The 18,801-nt window shown below is 48.4% G+C and carries 17 protein-coding genes; 6 read left to right on the top strand and 11 right to left on the bottom strand.

The features are described 5' to 3' along the window. Positions 1–54: 54 nt before the first annotated feature. From INT20_RS04215 to INT20_RS04200, 4 genes are all read right to left on the bottom strand, one after another. Complete coding sequence (locus INT20_RS04215) at positions 55–828, bottom strand: SDR family NAD(P)-dependent oxidoreductase (protein WP_193055311.1); 774 nt, start codon at positions 826–828, stop codon at positions 55–57. 21 nt (positions 829–849) lie between these two features. After that, entirely contained in the window at positions 850–2,199 is a 1,350-nt protein-coding gene (locus tag INT20_RS04210; RefSeq protein WP_193055310.1) for a TRAP transporter large permease, read from the bottom strand. After that, positions 2,192–2,683, bottom strand: coding sequence for a TRAP transporter small permease (locus INT20_RS04205; protein WP_192526547.1), 492 nt, complete (start codon positions 2,681–2,683; stop codon positions 2,192–2,194). Before INT20_RS04205 ends, INT20_RS04210 begins: the two co-directional genes overlap by 8 nt. 75 nt (positions 2,684–2,758) lie before the next feature. Continuing rightward, complete coding sequence (locus INT20_RS04200; RefSeq protein ID WP_192526546.1) at positions 2,759–3,769, bottom strand: DctP family TRAP transporter solute-binding subunit; 1,011 nt, start codon at positions 3,767–3,769, stop codon at positions 2,759–2,761. A 176-nt stretch (positions 3,770–3,945) separates the two neighbouring features. On the opposite strand from INT20_RS04200, the gene INT20_RS04195 reads away from it, so the two are divergent. From INT20_RS04195 to INT20_RS04180, 4 genes are read left to right on the top strand one after another with little or no spacing between them, the layout of a single operon-like run. Next, a complete protein-coding gene (locus INT20_RS04195; RefSeq protein ID WP_192526545.1) occupies positions 3,946–4,785 on the top strand; it encodes an IclR family transcriptional regulator in 840 nt (279 codons plus the stop codon). Next, complete coding sequence (locus INT20_RS04190; protein WP_192526544.1) at positions 4,785–5,954, top strand: acetyl-CoA acetyltransferase; 1,170 nt, start codon at positions 4,785–4,787, stop codon at positions 5,952–5,954. The genes INT20_RS04195 and INT20_RS04190 overlap by 1 nt, the downstream gene beginning before the upstream one ends. Continuing rightward, complete coding sequence (locus INT20_RS04185; protein WP_193055309.1) at positions 5,951–7,552, top strand: acyl-CoA synthetase; 1,602 nt, start codon at positions 5,951–5,953, stop codon at positions 7,550–7,552. The genes INT20_RS04190 and INT20_RS04185 overlap by 4 nt, the downstream gene beginning before the upstream one ends. Beyond that, on the top strand, positions 7,549–8,409 hold the full coding sequence (locus INT20_RS04180) for a PPC domain-containing DNA-binding protein (protein ID WP_193055308.1): 861 nt from the start codon (positions 7,549–7,551) through the stop codon (positions 8,407–8,409). Before INT20_RS04185 ends, INT20_RS04180 begins: the two co-directional genes overlap by 4 nt. Here the strand turns inward: INT20_RS04180 and INT20_RS04175 are convergent. After that, entirely contained in the window at positions 8,392–9,369 is a 978-nt protein-coding gene (locus INT20_RS04175; RefSeq protein WP_193055307.1) for a ribonuclease Z, read from the bottom strand. The genes INT20_RS04180 and INT20_RS04175 overlap by 18 nt on opposite strands. A 186-nt stretch (positions 9,370–9,555) precedes the next feature. Between INT20_RS04175 and INT20_RS04170 the strand changes: the two genes are divergently transcribed. Both INT20_RS04170 and INT20_RS04165 read left to right on the top strand, forming a co-directional pair. Beyond that, positions 9,556–10,683, top strand: coding sequence for a hypothetical protein (locus tag INT20_RS04170; protein WP_193055306.1), 1,128 nt, complete (start codon positions 9,556–9,558; stop codon positions 10,681–10,683). A 127-nt stretch (positions 10,684–10,810) separates the two neighbouring features. Beyond that, entirely contained in the window at positions 10,811–11,938 is a 1,128-nt protein-coding gene (locus INT20_RS04165) for a glycerol dehydrogenase (protein WP_087110182.1), read from the top strand. A 254-nt stretch (positions 11,939–12,192) separates the two neighbouring features. Here the strand turns inward: INT20_RS04165 and INT20_RS04160 are convergent, their stop codons facing one another. The 6 genes from INT20_RS04160 to INT20_RS04135 form a co-directional block, all read right to left on the bottom strand. Next, positions 12,193–12,840 (bottom strand): glutathione S-transferase, encoded by a 648-nt coding sequence (locus INT20_RS04160; protein WP_193055305.1) that lies wholly within the window; start codon positions 12,838–12,840, stop codon positions 12,193–12,195. A 60-nt stretch (positions 12,841–12,900) separates the two neighbouring features. Continuing rightward, on the bottom strand, positions 12,901–13,554 hold the full coding sequence (locus INT20_RS04155) for a DsbA family oxidoreductase (protein ID WP_193055304.1): 654 nt from the start codon (positions 13,552–13,554) through the stop codon (positions 12,901–12,903). A 152-nt stretch (positions 13,555–13,706) separates the two neighbouring features. Then, the gene (locus INT20_RS04150; protein WP_193056477.1) at positions 13,707–13,940 is read right to left on the bottom strand and encodes a hypothetical protein; all 234 of its coding nucleotides are present in this window, start codon (positions 13,938–13,940) and stop codon (positions 13,707–13,709) included. A 248-nt stretch (positions 13,941–14,188) separates the two neighbouring features. Next, positions 14,189–15,871, bottom strand: coding sequence for a DEAD/DEAH box helicase (locus INT20_RS04145; protein WP_193056476.1), 1,683 nt, complete (start codon positions 15,869–15,871; stop codon positions 14,189–14,191). Next, complete coding sequence (locus tag INT20_RS04140) at positions 15,868–17,319, bottom strand: Hachiman antiphage defense system protein HamA (protein WP_193056475.1); 1,452 nt, start codon at positions 17,317–17,319, stop codon at positions 15,868–15,870. Before INT20_RS04140 ends, INT20_RS04145 begins: the two co-directional genes overlap by 4 nt. Then, complete coding sequence (locus tag INT20_RS04135; RefSeq protein ID WP_193055301.1) at positions 17,316–18,431, bottom strand: MBL fold metallo-hydrolase; 1,116 nt, start codon at positions 18,429–18,431, stop codon at positions 17,316–17,318. Before INT20_RS04135 ends, INT20_RS04140 begins: the two co-directional genes overlap by 4 nt. Positions 18,432–18,801: the final 370 nt, after the last annotated feature.

Raw genomic sequence — 18,801 nt, 5'->3', positions numbered from 1 at the left:
CGGTCGGTAAACGCAGTGGCGCATGCTGCCAAGAGTGGAGCTTGCGCCAGCTACTTACGGGTTATTAGCACTTCGTAAGGCGGTGAGCCCCACTCCCGCTGACTGAAAACCACCGTCAACCGCAATTGTCTGCCCCGTGACATACCCGCCCTCCGGGGAGCATAAAAAGGCAATCACCTCGGCTATTTCTTTCTCTTGGCCAAACCGGTTAAGAGGTATGGTCTCAAGGTAGCTTGCTTTCATTTCCGGCGCGGCTTCCACCAGTTTTGCCAATAGCTCCGTCTCTACGGGCCCAGGCGCCACACAGTTGGCTCTTATACCGTGCTCGCCCAACTCCATTGCCTGCTGCTTGGTTAAATGAATAACCGCCGCCTTGGACGTACCATAAGCCGTTCTTAACGTACTGGCGCGCAAACCCGCGATAGAAGCTACGTTAACAATCGCTCCGGATACCTTTTTCATCAGCGGCGTCAGGGCCTGCGTGACAAGAAAGGTGCCGTCCAGGTTCACCGACATGATTTTTTTCCAACTATCAAAGCCAGTCTCCTCTATCGGATGAAGAGCGGCTATTCCTGCGTTATTGACTAGCGCGTCGACACGCCCATATTGGCGCTCGATGACCGCAGCCATGGCGCTAACATCATCAGGGTTAGAAACATCACATTCGACTGGCAATACGCCGCTGTACGTCTCGGCCAATTCGCTGGCAACCGTGTAGCTCATGTCCACCACGGCTACGTCATAACCCTTTGCAAGAAAAATCTCTACGGCAGCAAGCCCGATTCCCCGCGCACCACCGGTTACAACGGCAACTTTTTTAGTGACCATCAAGCACCTCTTCTCTCGTTATTATTGACTGACCAAAAGCATGGATATCTGCGGGAAAAAAGCCACTAATGCGAGCCCTACCAAACACGCGCCAACACAAATAAAGGTGCCTCGCGCTATTTTTTCAATGGAAAGACCTGTCACATTCGCAGCGACATAAAGATTAATACCCACAGGTGGTGTTATCAGGCCAATGGAGAGGTTAATCATCACCAAAACACCAAACCAGACAGGGTCCCAGCCAAGCTGGTGCACAATAGGAAGAAACACCGGTAACGAAATAAACATCACCGTTACCGCATCCATAAACATGCCAATAATCAGCAGGATCAGCATGATAACCAATAAAACAACCCACTCATTGTTGCTCATGCCTAACAACATGGAAGAGTAAGTGCCTACCAGGTCATCAACCGTCACCACCCAACCAAACAGGCTTGCGTAAGCAACCACCAGCATAACGACGGCAGACGATGCCGCCGCATCACTAACGGATTCATACAATTTTTTGATGCTTAATGTTTTATAGATGACCGCACCCACCAGCAACGCATAGATAGTGGCCACTAATGCGGCTTCCGTAGGGGTAAACACACCGGCGTATATCCCTCCCAAAATAACGACCGGCGTGAGCAAGCCCCAAAAAGAGTCTTTAAAGGAAGCCCATAATCGACCTGCATAGCCCAGTTGCGGGTAAGGGTTATCGCCCATCGACATAACGGAAGGTTCAGATGACAGGCCCGATGATCCCGCAGCTCCCGCGTTTTTCACGCGCCCCCACGGCAGGGTCACTATCATTAAACCGCCCATCATCAGGCCAGGTAAAATGGCAGCCATAAACAGCTTCGATATTGAGGTTTCAGCAATAACGCCGTAAATCACCAACCCGATAGAAGGCGGGATAACGATCGACAAGGCCGCGCCCGTACACACCAAACCTGCAGCATAGGCCTTGCGGTAGCCGTCTTCTTCCATGCCTTTTATGATCATGGGCCCAATGGCGGCAACCGATGCCGGGCCAGAACCGCTAACAGCACCCCAAAACAAACAAACGACCGTACCGACGATGCCCATTCCACCGGGAAGACCACCCACCAGTACTCTGAAAAATCGGATCATCCGGTCAGCGATTCCAAGCCTTCCCATCAACGTTCCAGCAAGAATAAAGAAGGGAATCGCTAATAATGAAAATTTGGTAATACCTGTCGCAATCAAATCACCGGCGAGATCTAATCCAAACCCCATGTGCCACATGGCATAAATAGCGGACAGACCGAGTGAGAATGCGACGGGCACCCTCAACAAAAGCAGCAGGAAAAAGACGCTAATCATCTGTGAACCTGTCGAAAGCGTGCCGAAGATATCAAACATCTGCGCCTCCGATCGTGGGTTCCACGTTGCCGTTCATTTCTTGCCATGCACGCTGCAAAAATCGAATAGCAATGAGAATAAAGCCAAAAGGTATCGCAACGTGGTAGTACCAGGCGGGTAACCCTAGGCCGTAAGAGCGGGTTCCACTATTAAACTGATTGCTTAACACTTCCCAGGAGAAATAGGCTGACATGCATAGTAACGTTACAGACAGCAGCACAGACAACATAAAGACGACTGTTTTAGCGTGCCTTGGCAATACGTTATAGAGAACAGTTACCGCCAAGTGTTCACCCCGCCTTGCCGCAATCGCCGCGCCAAAAATAGTTAATATCAAAAACCCATTGGTAAGAAGTTCTTCTGTCGCGGCAAGCGAGTAGTTAGTACCGTATCGAACAACGACATTAGCGAAGCCAAGTAGCGCCATACTCAAGAAGAGGCCAGTGCATACTATTTTTTCAAATTCGTTAATTATAAATTTCATAAGGCATTGACCCTATACTGACACCAATAACTCTGACTAAGGTTAGTCAGAGTTATTGTCAGTAAATGCTATTCGTTATTGCTGCTTGGAACTTTCTATCGTTTCGACAAAGCTGGAAACGATGTCAGGACCGACTCTTTCAGCCCAGATATCAAAGGCAGGTGCCGTTGCTTGCCTAAATACCTCGATCTCTTCCGGGGTCAATTCGGTAATATCCATGCCTTGTTCACGAAGGAAGTCGACGCCCTCAGCCGTATTTTCGCGTGTAATGGCGAGCTGATGCGCCATGGCCTGGTCAGCCGCTTGCTGAACCATCTCCTGCGTTTCAGCATCGAAGCTTTCCCAACGCTGCTTGGAAATGCCTAAAAAGATAGGGTCATACGAGTAGTGCCAGAGCGTTATATAGTCTTGCACTTCATAAATACGCTGGGGAATGATAACGGCACCAATTCCATTTTCCTGACCGTCAACAACGCCTTGCTGCAATGCCGAGATCGTCTCGACCCACTGCATTTGCTGCGGGTTGGCGCCCAATGCATCCATAACATCAACATACATAGGACCTGCCACGCGCATATTTAACCCGCGCATATCGTCAGGGCTACGAATCGGCCGTTTACTATTGGTCAGTTCACGAAAACCGCTTTCACCCCAGGCCAGCACCTTAACGCCCTTTTCATCCATGATCTCTTCAAGCAACTTAACCGGCTCGCCGTTCATGGTGGCGTCTACCTGATCATAACCGTCGTAGAGATAAGGCAGTGAAAAAACAGCCATTTCAGGTATTAACGGCGTGACATTAATGGCGGAGGTCATCACTAAATCAATAGCGCCCCTACCCACCATTTCAAACTGGCGCATCTGGTCGCCACCCGCTAACTGCGAGTTAGGAAACGTACGAACCGACAGTTCGCCTTCTGAGGCTTCATTTAACAAGTCGTTAAAGAGTTCAGCGGCTTCATGCCACGTGGTGGTGTCACCGGTGTTATGAGAAAGCCTTAATGTTTCAGCGGATGCCGCACTGGCAAAAAGCAAGCTTGCAGCAGAGGTGGCCCAGACAGTTTTTAAAAAAGCATGGCGTTTCATTATGTTCTATTCCTCGTGGCGTATCCGTGCTAACGCACTTGATTGTTATAATCCACAATATGGACCATTCGTTATATATACGACAATAAAAATTTGCCAAAAGCACTCCAGAAAGTCAAAGTATCAGCAAAATAAGCTCAATACACGCGCCATTAAAACAACAATCGGTCCATAATATGGAACACAAAGCCTTAATAACGGAGAGCACAACCGCTGGTGCACAAAGCGTCGACCGTGCACTGGGGTTATTAAGCCTGATTGCTCGACAAGCCGAAGGCAGCTCACTGGCCGATTTAACCAGGCACAGTGGTTTAAACAAGCCCACGGTAAGACGATTGCTGCTGGCACTTATTAATGCAGGAATGGTAGAGCAATCGCCCGCTAATCATCATTATCAATTAGGCCCAGAAGCCTATTTGCTGGGCCACAGAGCTTCCGAGCAACATAACCTGACGCGACTGGCTACGTGCAATGTCGCTCGTTTAGCGCAGCGAACGGAAGATGCCGCCTGTCTTTCTATCCGCCGAGGCCACTTCTCGCTGTGTCTGTATCGTGAAGACGGCGTTTATCCCATTCGGACCCATGCCCTTGTGCAAGGCGCCTATCATCCTCTGGGAGTAGGCGCAGGCTCACTCGCCATGTTGGCAGCGCTGCCTGACGCTGAAATTACCCACGTATTAGATGCACAACGCCCGCTCCTTGAACAGCAGTACCCCCAACTGGCTCCAGAGCATATGGTAAACCTGGTGAACGAAACGCGGTTGCAGGGCTATGCCGTTAACCCTGGGCTGGTGTTTGCGGATTCATGGGGAATCGGCATTGCCCTACGTTGGCCTGATGGCGTACTGGCCGGCTCACTTTCGCTAGCAGCGATAGAGAGCCGTATGCAGGAACCACGTCGTTCCCAAACGCTTGTGCCGAGATTAAAAGAAGAGGCGTTAGCGATTGAGCATCTGTTAGCCGCTGAATTTACAAGACATCAAACATCTCCCACTCCCCTCGCCAGGAGCAAATAATGACAAAAGCACAGATCGTCGGTTGGGCCCACTCCCCTTTTGGAAAATTGCCCGAACCCGACACCCAAGCGCTGATGCAAAGCGTGGTTCAGGATGCGCTCGTTCATGCAGGCGTCGATCATGAGGCTATCGACGGCATTTTTGTCGGTGTCTATAACAACGGTTTCTCGGCTCAGGACTTCCAAGCAGCCCTGGTGGCGATGGGCGACGAGCGCTTTGCGCACACGCCCGCCACGCGTTACGAAAATGCCTGCGCAACAGGCAGCGCAGCGCTGCATGGCGCGCTCGACTTTATAGAGTCTGGGCGTGGGCGCATCGCCCTGGTCATCGGCGCTGAAAAAATGACGGCAACGCCCACTGCTGAAGTGGGCAACATTCTGCTAAGCGCCAGCTATCACCGTGAAGAAGCCCATATTGCGGGGGGCTTTGCGGGGGTGTTCGGCGAAATTGCGGAACGTTACTTCCAAACCTACGGGGACCGCTCCTACGAACTCGCCATGATCGCGGCCAAAAACCACGCCAACGGCGTGTTTAACCCCTATGCCCAAATGCGCAAAGATATCGGCGTCGATTTCTGCGCCACCGTTTCAGACCACAACCCGACGGTCGCAGGCCCTTTGCGTCGCACAGACTGCTCGCTCATATCGGATGGCGCCGCAGCCATGATTATTGCCGATGCTGAGACGGCCGCTCAATTAAAGCGTGCGATTGCCTTTCGGGCACGAACGCAAGCCAATGACTTAATGGCGCTTTCAAGACGAGACATATTGGAGTTTCGTGGGGCATCGATGGCCTGGCAGAAAGCGCTCGCAAGCGCTGACGTCAACATTATGGATTTATCCCTCGTCGAAACACACGACTGCTTCACTATCGCCGAGCTGCTTGAGTACGAAGCGATGGGGCTCGCCAAGAAGGGGGAGGGCTATCGTGTTATTCAGGAAGGTATCACGCAAAAAGATGGCGCCTTGCCCGTCAACCCATCCGGCGGGCTAAAGTCCAAAGGTCATCCTATCGGCGCTACCGGGGTTTCCATGCATGTAATGGCCGCCATGCAGTTAATGGGTGAGGCGGAACAAATGCAAATACCCAATGCAAACCTGGCTGGCGTCTTCAATATGGGCGGCGCGGCGGTCACTAATTACGTGTCTATTCTGGAGCGTGTGAAATGAGCCTGAATGAACACAATAGCCTCGTGCCTGTTTCTACCCGAGTGATGAATCTGTCTCACCTTCTCACCGAAAGCTCGCGCCGCTTCTCGAATGAGATTGGTTTTGTGTGGGGCGAAAAGACCTGGACATGGAAAGAGATGGAGGAGCGTTCACAAGCGTTTGCGTACGCGCTCCGCCATGAAATGGGCCTGCAAAAGGGTGACCGCTTACTGGTTCAGTCCTCCAACTGCCACCAAATGTTTGAAGCGATGTTTGCCTGTTGGAGAATAGGCGCCGTATGGGTGCCGACCAACTATCGTCAGTCGCCCGACGAAGTGGCTTACCTGGCTGAATCCTCTGGGGCAAAAGGCCTGCTTTGTGGCGCCAGCTTTACCCATCACGCCGCCGCTTGTGCCCCTCTTATTGATGTGACGATCTCGATTGGAGAGAGTGATTTCGCCGTCGATTACGAAACGCTGGTTGAACGCTTTTCAGGCCAGCACATGCCAGCCGCCGCGGTTAATCGCGATGACCCTGCGTGGTTTTTCTTCACCTCTGGCACCACCGGACGCCCCAAGGCAGCCGTACTGACCCATGGCCAAATGGCCTTCGTTGTCACTAACCATTTATGTGACTTGATGCCAGGAACCAACGCCTCTGACGCGTCTATCGTCGTCGCGCCTCTGTCGCACGGCGCGGGCGTTCATCAGCTTGCCCAAGTCGCTCACGGCGTTAAAACCATACTCCCGGCGGACGAGAAATTTGACCCCGAGGTGATTTGGCAGCTTGTGGAAAAGTGGAACGTGACCAACCTATTCACCGTGCCCACTATTGTCAAAATGCTCATTGAGCACTCCAGTGTAAAGCGGCATGACCACTCCTCCTTACGCTACGTTGTCTACGCTGGTGCGCCCATGTACCGGTCCGACCAGGTGAAAGCGCTGGAAACATTAGGGTCTGTGCTGGTTCAGTATTTCGGGCTTGGCGAGGTAACCGGCAATATAACGGTGCTACCCCCTGCGCTTCACCACGTTGACGATAACCACATGAAAATCGGGAGCTGCGGCTTTTCGCGTACCGGCATGCAGGTGCAAATTCAGGATAGCAACGGTGCTGAAGTGGCCGCCGGTGAAACGGGAGAAATCGCCGTCATCGGGCCGGCTGTTTTTGCGGGCTACTACAATAACGCCGAAGCCAATCAAAAGAGCTTTCGAGATGGCTGGTTTTTAACGGGTGACCTGGGCCATCGGGATGAAGAAGGATTCATTTACCTGACCGGGCGCGTTTCGGATATGTATATATCGGGCGGCTCCAACATTTATCCTCGCGAGATCGAAGAGAAGCTGCTTAGCCATCCTGCCATTTCCGAAACAGCCGTATTGGGCGTACCTGACCCTGTCTGGGGTGAAGTCGGCATGGCCGTGTGTGTGCTTTACCCCGGCCAGCCACTGGATACTGCCTCCTTGAATGCATGGCTGAGTGAGCGCATTGCTCGCTACAAGATGCCTAAAAGCTACGTATTCTGGGAAGAAATGCCCAAAACGGCTTACGGAAAAATCACTAAAAAGCTCATTCGTGAAACATTAACTGAGCGTGGTGAATTACAGGAGGCAACATGAGTTCTCCTCCCAGCAATGCGGTAGCGCTTGGCTATATCGAACACCCAGGCACGCCTGCACAAACGCGCTACCAGGCGCAGCTCTGCCATACACAAGAGCGATCACTCACGCTTGAAGGCGGCCAAACGCTACATGACGCCATCGTCCAGGCGCTTCAAAAGCAGGCCATCTCGTCAGCGTACTTAACGATCAATAATGCAGCGATGCAAACGCTTCACTATGTCATCCCGGGCGATGACCCAAGTGGGCAACATGCTGCCTGGTATAGTGAAACGCATCGCTTATCACCACCGGCAAACATACACACCGCAGGCATTCATGTAGGCCTGCGTGATGGTGAACCTTTCCTGCATTGCCACGGGATATGGCAGCAAGGCGATGGGCATACCGCGGTTGGCCATCTGCTAGCGCCCGCGTCGATATTAGCCAATGACATTGAGGTGTCGTGTATCGCGATAGAAGGCGCCTATTTGGCCGTCACGGCTGATGAAGAAACCCGGTTTCCTCTTTTTGCGCCTTACCAGGGTGCCAGCAGTGCTGCTAAGCCCAATGCGCTTTTACTGACGCTACGCCCGAATCAAGACCTCAATGCCGCCATCGCAGCAACCGCTAAACGTTACGGGATTGATACGGCACAGATCATGGGCCTTGGAAGCCTGGTGCAAACCTGTTTTACAGACGGCCACCAGCTTAAAAGCCACGCGAATGAAATACTGATACTTGATGGAACATTGAGAGATGGGCAGCCCTCACTTCAAGCGGTCTCTGTCGGTATCGGCGGCGAACAACATCAAGGAGCGCTTGCCCCTGGGCGAAATGCTATCTGCGTTACCTGTGAGCTATTGCTGCGCTTTTAATTCGCTCGCCACTTCAGCAAAGTGGCCCGCCTTATCCAGGCTAAATTCGAGAAAATCTCGCGCTAGGTAAAGCGCGCCCGAATAGACGCTTTGGGCCTCTTTGCGGATATCCTCGATGGAAGGCGATGCCAGGGGGTTGAGCTGATAACGCGGGCTAAAGTGCGTCAGCACCAGGTTGGGCAGCGCTACCGATTCGGCAAAACCAGCCACAAGCCTGGCGTAGCTATGCCCTACCTCAAGCGCCTTCTGGGCCATTTCCTGCGTATACGTGGCTTCATGCACCAGCACGTGCGCCCCAGCGCACGCTTCCCACAACAGCTCAGGCTGGGCATTGTCCCCCGCGATGACCACTTTCCTGGCCTCATGCTTGAGGAGTAAGCACTCATGGCTTGTTAATGTCTCACCCGCGAACTCAATATCGAACCCTCTTTTCAACTGCCCCCACAACGGCCCTCTGGGAACCCCCTTCTGGATGAGCTTTTCGATGTCCAAGGCAGCGTCGACGTTTTTCTCTGTCAACGCATAGGCATAAGATGCCACCCCATGGGAAAGCTTGAACGTGGCAACCGCCATGTTTTCAAACTCAATGCTCGGCAGGTCATCTGAGCAGATAAACTCCAGCGCGAAAGGCAAGCTTAGCTGCGTGGCCTCGCAAGTAGCCTCCCACCACGCTTTGATACCTGCGGGTGCGACAATGGTAAGCGGCGCTTTCCGACCGTTCATTCCCGCGCTCGCCAGTATGCCCGGCAGCCCGTAGCAGTGGTCGCCGTGCACATGGGTAATCAAAATGGCGTTTAATGAATGAAACGACAGCTTCGTACGCAAAACCTGATGCTGGGTGCCCTCTCCACAATCGATCAGGTACCAGCCTTTGCCCTTGCTCTCGCGCAAAGCAATGCCAGTCACATTTCGGCTTTTGGTGGGCACACCAGCGGAGGTGCCCAGGAACAGTAAGTTCATATCCTTCCAGTATCTCTATGGCATGGGCGTGGTATCGCCGCTCAACGATGTGGAAAATACGCCCACAAGGGGTTGAACAGCATATGATAGTCGCTACCACTCTTTTGCATTGCCCTATTGGCTTGGCTCTCAAGATTTAAAAAATCGTCAGCCTCATTAAAAAATGAATAAATCAGGAACAGAAACATGCTCTTCAGGCTTCCCTTTAAGCTTACGATCCTGCTGGTTGCTCTGGTGGCAGCAAGCGTCATCTGGCAGCGAACCACGTTTATGCTGATGGCATTAACGCGCATTGATCCGCGACCCGAAACCTATGCGTTGGTCGAGGAGGAGCAATACGCTGAAGCGGCTAACTATTTGGGCTTCTTTATGCCCTATGACTACGTGGGCGATGACCCTGAAGCACAGGTGCTTTATCAAAGTATTGAAGATCAGCGAAGCGATTGGCGTTACCAGCTCAATAAGTTGGGCGAAGGTTTATTAAAGGGCAGCAGTGACGAAACCATTGGGCAAGTTGCCAGCGTTACCTCGGATTTTTTTGTGATTGGTGACCTGCGCGACTTGGCTTACCAGGGCTTAAACCTTGCACAAGGCGAAGAAGTTGACGAATTTTTAGTCGCCCTGGCAACGCTAGGTTTGGTGGCCACATCCGCACAAGTAATAAGCACGATGGGCGCCAGCGCTACGGCAGGTGCCGCAACGCCTGCGGTAGCAGGAACCACGATCGCCAAAAGTAGCCTGATAGCGCTTAAGACCGCAAAAAGAGTTGGCAAGCTGCCAGGCTGGCTCAAAACTTCGGTAATGACGGCCGCCAGACAGGTGCGACAAACCGGGAACATGGGCCAACTACGCAACATGCTCGGCGACATCAATAGTTTGGCCAAAACGCGTGGCGGTTTAAATATGCTGGCCAATACCCAAAATGCCACCGAACTACGCCGAATGGCACGCTTTGCCGACACCTTCGGTAGCCAAAGCGCCACCTTGTACCGAGTGGGCGGCAAGGCCGCTGTTGATATTAGCCAGCGTAGCGCTACCCTGGGAAAAGAGACCATTTTGCTCGCGGCGACCTTCGGCAAAACAGGCTTAAGAGTGCTAGACAGGGTAGGCGCGCTGACATTCACCAGGCTTGCCAGCCGCAGCACCAAAATGGTGTATAAAGGCGACCTATTGGCCCTTATCGCTAAACTGCTTTTAGCACTCCCCGTGTGGCTGCTTTATGGCGTTATCGCGTTTGCCGCCTGGTTATGGGCGCCGCGCTGGTTGATGTCGGCTCTGAAGCGGCGGCTCTGGTTACGGCCTCAGGCGGAATAAGCATCCAGCCGCCTAAACTGACAGCGGTCAACATAAGTACTAATACGTCACACGACCGCAATACACATGCACCTTTCATGTGTTACCAATGGTCAGGCAACCCACTCTCTTTTAGGGACGATTTGCCATGACAGCCATCAACGAGAAAGTCTTCATCAGCCCCGGCCGCTACGTGCAGGGGGAAGGTGTTACCGCCCGCGCCGGACACTATGTGTCAGCGCTCGGGAAAACGGCGCTGCTGATTGCCGACGATGTGGTTTGGGACATCGCGGGTAAGGAGCTTAGCGCGAGCCTGGAAGGCGAAGGCGTTAGCTTCGAGCGAGCAGTGTTCGAAGGTGAGGCTTCTACCCGCGAAATCGACCGCCTCGTTGAGCTCGGACGCAAGCAGCAGGCAGATGTCGTTATCGGCTTTGGTGGCGGTAAAGCCATCGACACTGCCAAAGGTGTGGCTGAAAAGCTCGAAGCGGCCTGTGCCATACTGCCAACCACTGCTTCTACCGATGCACCCACCAGCGCCCTGTCGGTCATCTACAGTGACGATGGCGAGTTTGAGTCCTACCGCTTCTACAGCAAGAATCCCGACCTGGTGCTGGTCGATACCGGCATCATCTGCAAAGCGCCGCCGCGCTTTCTGGCCTCGGGCATTGCTGATGCACTGGCTACCTGGGTTGAAGCACGCGCCGCCATTCGCGCTAACGCCAACAACATGGCGGGCGGGAAAGCCACGTTGCTGGGCGCAACCATTGGCGAGAAATGCGAAGACATCCTTTTCGAGCACGCCATGCTGGCCTATCAAGCCAACGAAGCGCAGATCGTCACGCCCTCATTTGAAGCCGTGGTCGAGGCCAACACCTTGCTCAGCGGCCTGGGCTTTGAGAGTGGCGGCTTGGCGGCAGCGCACGCCATTCATAACGGCTTTACCGCCCTGCACGGCGAGATTCACAACCTGACCCACGGCGAAAAAGTGGCCTACGGCACGGTCGCGCAGCTGATTCTCGACCAAGCGCCGCAAGCGGAGCTGGAAGAGTATTTAGACCTCTACCTGGCGCTGGGCCTACCGGTGACGCTGAAAGCGCTCAAGCTTGACCAGGCAAGCGAGGAAGATCTTTATCGTGTAGCCGAAGCGGCGCTTAAAGAGGGTGAATCAAGCCATAACCTGGCGTATGAGCTAACGCCCAAGCAGATTGTTCACGCTATTAAAGCAGTGGATGTGCATGCGCGGGCGTTTATGGAGAAAGTGGGTTTGAGCGAGTAAAGCCCACAAGGCACATGGCGCCACGTGTGTGGCGCCATATTGATCGACTAGCCCTGCGCCGGAAATCAGGTAGCAGCCGTCGAGGATGATCCCCGGCACCGTATTCACCCCGGCTTCCATGAATCACTACTCTGCCGCACGAACGTCATGCGCGTACTGATCAGAGCGGGCGATAGCCTCAGCGGCGTCACCATAAAACCCTACCTCAATGGCCTTCGTGAGAAAACCGACAAGGAATTAACAGGTAGCGCTTTTCAAAATGGAAAAACCACCACGTCATCCCCTTCTTGCCATGGATGAAACTTGGTCATGGCCTGCAGAAAAAATGCGTGTTCCAACCAGTGTTGTAGCCACCGCTGCAGGTGCGGATAAGGTAGGCTATAAAAAACATCGCGATCTACATGGGCGAATTGGCGGATAAAAGGCATGATGCCAATATCAGCAATGGTCGCGTTATCTCCCAGAAGATAAGGCTTTTGAGTCAGCTTCTCCTCTAAAACCTGTAAAAAAGCTTCGCCCCGTTGCCGGTACTCTGCCTGGGTCATTTCGAGATGTCGGTCGGCATATTTATAGCGATCCAACCAATGTTTAAATTCATTATCGTTTTGCTCGATCAGGGCATTGGCCTGAGCGCTAACCTTCGCATCTAACAGCCCTTGCGGATCTTGTTGCTCAAGCGCCCACACCATTATTTCTCGGCTCTCTTCGATCACAGTACCATCAAAAAGCTGTAAAACAGGCACAGTGCCTTTCGGGCTAATCGCTAGCATCTGGGCCGGTTTGTTCTTCAATGTGATTTCGCGCAGCTCCACCGGTAACTCAGCAAACAATAAGCCGAGCCGGGCACGCATGGCATAGGGGCAGCGACGAAAAGAGTAAAGGCGATGAAGTGATGACGTCATGGGCATTTTTCACAGTTGAATTGAAGTCAGTAGACTCGGTGACCACTCTAATGCGAGACGTTAGCCGTTCGCGTTTTCTTCCGCCACCTGACGAAGCGCATCGCCCAGCACGTTAACGGGCTGGGCGCCAGAAATCAGGTAGCGCCCGTCGAGGATGAATCCCGGCACAGCACTCACCCCTGCCTCCATGAATTTCTGCTCGGCCGCTCGAACCTCGTCCGCGTACTGATCAGACCGTGCGATGGCCTCGGCAGTGTCACCGTCAAGCCCAACCTCAATGGCCTTTTCGCGTAGAACCTCTGGGTCTGAAGGGTTTTTCGCCTCACCGAAGTAGGCCTCGAACAGTGCCAGTTGCAGGGGCGTTTCCCGGTTCTGTGTGGCCGCCCAAGCAAGCACGCGGTGGGCCGCAAAGGTATTGTTTGCCCGACGCTCGAGTGCGCCACGGAAATTCAATCCCAGCTCTTCGGCAACCTTCATGATCTCACGCTGGGACTGCTCCATGCTGGCCGCGTCCTTACCGTACTTGCGGCATAAATGCTCCAGGATCGGCTCGCCCTCGGGCGGCATGTCCCGGTTGAGCTCAAAGGGCTGCCAGAAGAGCTCGACGTCGATCTCGCCCTTCAAGGTTTCCAGCGCTTGTTCCAGGCGCCGGTAGCCGATCGCGCACCACGGGCAGGCGACATCAGAGACTAGGTCGATTCTCAACTTTTGCATAAGGGCTCTCCTGGCTAGGTTCGGTCATCAGCGCACAAACTGCGCTAAGTCTTGGCTTTAATCAAGCAACACCTAAACGCAACCAGCTCAGTGGGTAAGGAGCAGCATCATGGGTGTCTAGAATACTCGAGGCAATTCACCTATTATTTCTATCACATATAAGACAGCGCTTTTCTTAAAAAGCTCTTTTCAAAATTGGTTAAGTAAGAAAAGGTTTCCTCTCTTTTTTTGGATAGAACATCAATTAACGAATCAATATTTTCCAAGTCTTTGATGTCAGCTCGTTCTATCAGTTTTTTCGCTACTTGATTCGGAATACCGAACTCCTCGAGAGAGTTAATCGCAGCAGGAAAGTAGAAATTTTCTAATGATGCGGCAAATGGCATATAATCTCCGCGCGAGTATTCGAATCTTTTAAAAATTACTTCTTGAATATCGCTAATTGCATATATAATTTTAGGAAGGTTGTAATTCACAAGATTTTTTTTGAAGTTAAATACAGATTGAACCGCATCATCAATTGTATAGTTTTTTTCTATTTTACTCCTAAACCTATAATCTTGAATAATTAAATCTTTGTCATCAGACTTGTTAATTACATCTCTTAACTTTTTGTTTAGTTGCGCCTCGGTTCTTACTGTACCACCCCCATAGAAGAAACATTAAAATAATCCATGAGAATCATAGATAAATGGCGTAATTGTTCAGCATTTGGGTAGATGCTATCCCAAACCATTTTTCTATTCCAAGTACCACAATTCTTGATCAAATCATCTGCAAATCTAATTAGCTTGTTAGGGTCGATTCCTTGGTGCTTTAGAAGCAACTTAACTGGAAGAACTTCCTGATCATAGAATTTACGCACTTTATTTTTGTTTTCGTCCTTTACGTCTTCTCCCATGTGAAGCAACAGAGACTCTGACGCCTTATCACTCTGAGTTACAACTGGAAAATCAATATAAGGTAGTTCAACCTGCGGCTTGTTACCAAAGATATATACATTTCCGACGAAGTGCTTAAACATTCGACCTGAACGACCAGAAATATTATTAAAAGTAAACATATCTAGTTTTCGTCTACCTGTAATACAATCATCGTATATAACTATATTTTTAGCATTTGTATTCACTCCTTCAATCAAAGTTGAAGTGCAGATAAGAATATTTATTTTAGAATCATTAAACAGGTCAACAATTAAAGCACCTATAGCTCTGGGTAACTGAGCGTGATGATAAGCAACTCCATGTTTGACGCCCTCAACAAGAGACCAACTTTCATGAAAATTATTAGATAGCCAGTTAGATAAGGCATTATTACTATCGTCAGTTTTTAGAAGCCCAGATTCCAATAGTCTAGAAATCAGCAAACTAGTTCTCTGAGGAGATTTACAGTAAATTACCGTTTGCTCATCTCTACCAATGTCTTTCAAAATTTCAAATAGCTTCTCCTCTCTTTCAACATCTACTTCAGCATCCTTACCTTTAGTTTCCAATGGATAGAAATACTCATTAGTTGCTACTGTAGCGTAAGAATCGAACTTGAGAAAAGTACACCTTAGTTCCTCTGCAACCCCAGAAACCAATCCACTAATATTAGGACCTAACATATAAAAGCGTTGACACTTCCTATATAAATTTCTAAATGCAAGATTTAATCTGTCGCATCTTTCATCGTTATTTCTAGTCGGTGCGAGTTTGTAGAACTCATCAATAATAAAGAAATCTATAGAAGAAAATTGCTTGTATTCTAGCACCCTCTCTTGAGTAAAAATGAAAATATTTCTATCACTAGGTTGCTGAGTAACTTGGGTAACCACTTTGTATTTTTTACTGTATTTGAATAGTTTTTTCTTAAGTTCATCAATCAATGCTATTGTGGGTACAACAATCACCATATTATTAAATTCGTTACTAGCGACCAGTGCTTCAATGATCAGGCTCTTGCCAAAACTAGTTGGTGCGCTGAGAACAATGTTTTCTCCGTTCATTATCCGATGGAATACTTCTGCTTGTCGGATATGGAACGTCTTTTCATTATCCTGAGGAGTTGTAAACAAACTCTGTCTAATCTTATCCTTTGTAGTCGAACTTTCTTTATCAACATATGGAAACAGACCTAACTCACACAGTAGGTGATCCAAAATAAAAGCATTGGGTATTTCTTGTTTTCGCTCTAATGCCCTAATAACTATATCTTGAACTAGTGATTCATTGGTATGACTATTGAACTCATTGATTAATGATGGCAAAAAACTATTCCAATCACTAAATGAGCAGTCATTCAAGTGTTCTTTTGCTTCTTTATACCATTCACTCATGAGTTCAACTCCTCAACCAGCGAATCGTTCAATTGATTAACACTCGATACAGGGAAATAAAACACCTTTAGATCGATTAAGCTTATTAATTCTTGATTTATGCCCCCAATTTGAAGCAACCCTCGACATTCTTGGATCTTTGCTTCAAAGGCATTCAAGAAATCATGTTTGTCATAATCGTTAATAAGTTCACTATCATGCATAATAAAAATTGGTATGACGATCTTATCGAACCTTTTATCTATAGCAAGCCTGTAATCAGCAAGCCTTTCCAGTTTTTCTTTATGAGGCCAAGATGGATCAATCTCTGATGTAAGAGCGTACAAGCGAGTTTGAAGAGACTGTAAATTTGAAATGTAGTTGACGTTATCAACCGCTTGGTTTACAGCCTCTTCAATACTGGTGCTAACAGAAGATGCTCCAATCCAAAGCTCAATATTGTCGAAGTTCAAAATGGCATGTGTACAAGAAAACGTTTTATTATTCTGATCAAACATACGGTTCATTATCGGTATAGTAGAATACGACTCTCTAATAGAGATATGTAAACAAAGATCTCCTAGAGCATTTAAATCTGAAGCTGGGTAGTTAGCTCTTGCATATTTAAATAGACTCCTTGGATTTCCTTTAAAATTAGCTCTGTCCTTATGTGAAAGGCTGTAATCTATAATCCAGTCATATACAGCTTCGGTGAAATTAGTCATGTTCCATTTCTCGAAAGTAAAGCCAATATCGACCCCTTTAAAATTTGGAACATCACTAATGCAATTTATACAATAGCTAAATGGTGAGGTTGGATGTGAAGGGGCTTTGTACTCAATACCCTCCTGAGCGATAATTTGAATGCCAGCTGATTCAACAATTTCATGAATCGATTGATCATTGAGTAAGTCATTAGTTGATACTGAATATAAAGTATTGTTTCCTTGCTGCACTAGAAGTATACCGATGCATTTTCCATCATACATTATGGGAGAGCCGGACATTCCTTTGTATTGACTAACAGTATTTGACTGTGATATTTCAAAACTCCATTCTTTCGAAGTCATGTGTGCGAATGTATTCGTAACCTTAACGGTGATTGGCGCATGATAATGTTCCTTCTCTATAGGATAACCACATGACTTAACCTCATTGTCTAGGTTAACTGTTGTCCTATACAGATCAATTGAACTACTAGTTATACTATCTTCAACTTTCAGTATTGCCACATCAATTTGAGCATTGCTATATAAGCAAGTCGCGTCAATTGAGTCTCCTTCAGCATAAGCATCACTCGATAAATACACTTTTAGCGAAGTTGCTTCCTCAACTACGTGATTAGCAGTTAGAATCAAATTACCCGAGATTGAAAAACAAGTTCCTCTTTTAGAGACGGCATTAGACAGTAACGCTTCAACGATGTAAATCGACTCAACCTTGAACTCTTCGATTACTCTTTTATTCATAAATCAAACTCGCAAGAATCCATAGTTAGCTTGATATTTGGGTAACTCGTTTGTAGTTCACTCGTGAACCAGACAGGGATATGGTCGACCTTATAGTTCATAATAATCTCAGCCCCAGAGTGCTTTTTTACAATAGCAATTCTTGCCAAGACTTCCAAATCTGGGTGATCATGAGAGTTTCCATTTGTACTTATCAAGTATTTTTGACAAACAATACGATTTAACAGTTCTAGGCTAGTATTATTCTTACTTCCATGATGTGATATTTTCACTGCATCAACTTCTATTTGTTCTAAGCCTAAACTGTCTAGCCATGAAATCACTGTCCCTGCGTCACAGTCAGATAAGTACAACAAACGTTTGCTATTTGATTCAATTAGAAATGACAAGCTGCTTTTGTTAGTCATTGAATGGTCATCTTCAAACTCAATATTTGCTAATGATTCGATACTTCTTTCTTCAGTAGATGCAACATAAATTACATTAGACGCTGTTTCTTGTAGAGCCTTTGCGTAGTGCTCGAAAGCTTCATAAAACGCTTTGCTTATAACCTTTGGCCTAATTCTTCTTTCTGACAACTTATCCTCCCAGCGGTCTTTTAGCTCTTGTAAAACTAACTTAGAAGGACCTATAACTGAAAACTTCATATCACCAACATAAAAGGTATCACAGCTCTCTCGATATAGCGCAGCTCCCCCAACAGAGGGGTTTGAAGTAATTCTCTTATCCAAAAGCAAATATGAAAGTGAAGTACCTTCTGAGTAACCTATCTGATCACGGCTGCCTATTACTGATGACTCTTCTGATATCGCACGTAATTTAGTATCTGTTATACGATCCGATTCTACGTTATAATTCACATTACCAAACAATTGTTCTGCACCATTAAAGTAGAATTGATCAATATTAGGGCAACTGTTACTCTGCAGTAGCTTAATGATTCCATTAACGTGATCATTGTCGATGTGAGTGACTATTACACAATCAATCTTATCCCTACCCACAACATTAGATTTCCAGCAAGAAAAAGACTGAGCTGTGCCACCGTCAATCAAAACGAATTCCGTTCGACTTTCAATAGAAATACAATCACCATTACCAGCTTTATTCATTATTATCTTTAACATCTTACTATCCATTCATCTTATGTGGCTTTAGTTAAATCCCAATATTAAAAAACACTCATTTATCATAAAATATAACTTAAATATTAGCTAAAAAATTTCTGCTTATTTCTTATCGCCTACTAATCATCACGTAGCAAGCCATCGCCCTTTAAAATTTTTCGACGACAAAGTAAATCGAATACATGGCTTACCGCTTGAAAATCTATAAGGTGGTACCTGCTGAGTGAATATATAATGCAGAGCACATGGTTTAATTAAAGATGGATTCAATTCTACACTAAGCCGTTTAGGGTAAAATTATTTAGCTAATATCTACCCATTTTTAATTTGATAGGAGCCAATAGTGACACATTTT

The sequence above is a fragment of the Halomonas citrativorans genome (genome assembly GCF_014898005.1).
Classification (GTDB): domain Bacteria; phylum Pseudomonadota; class Gammaproteobacteria; order Pseudomonadales; family Halomonadaceae; genus Vreelandella; species Vreelandella citrativorans.
The sequence above is the reverse complement of the archived record's forward strand: the minus strand, read 5'-3'. Positions and strand labels throughout refer to the sequence as shown.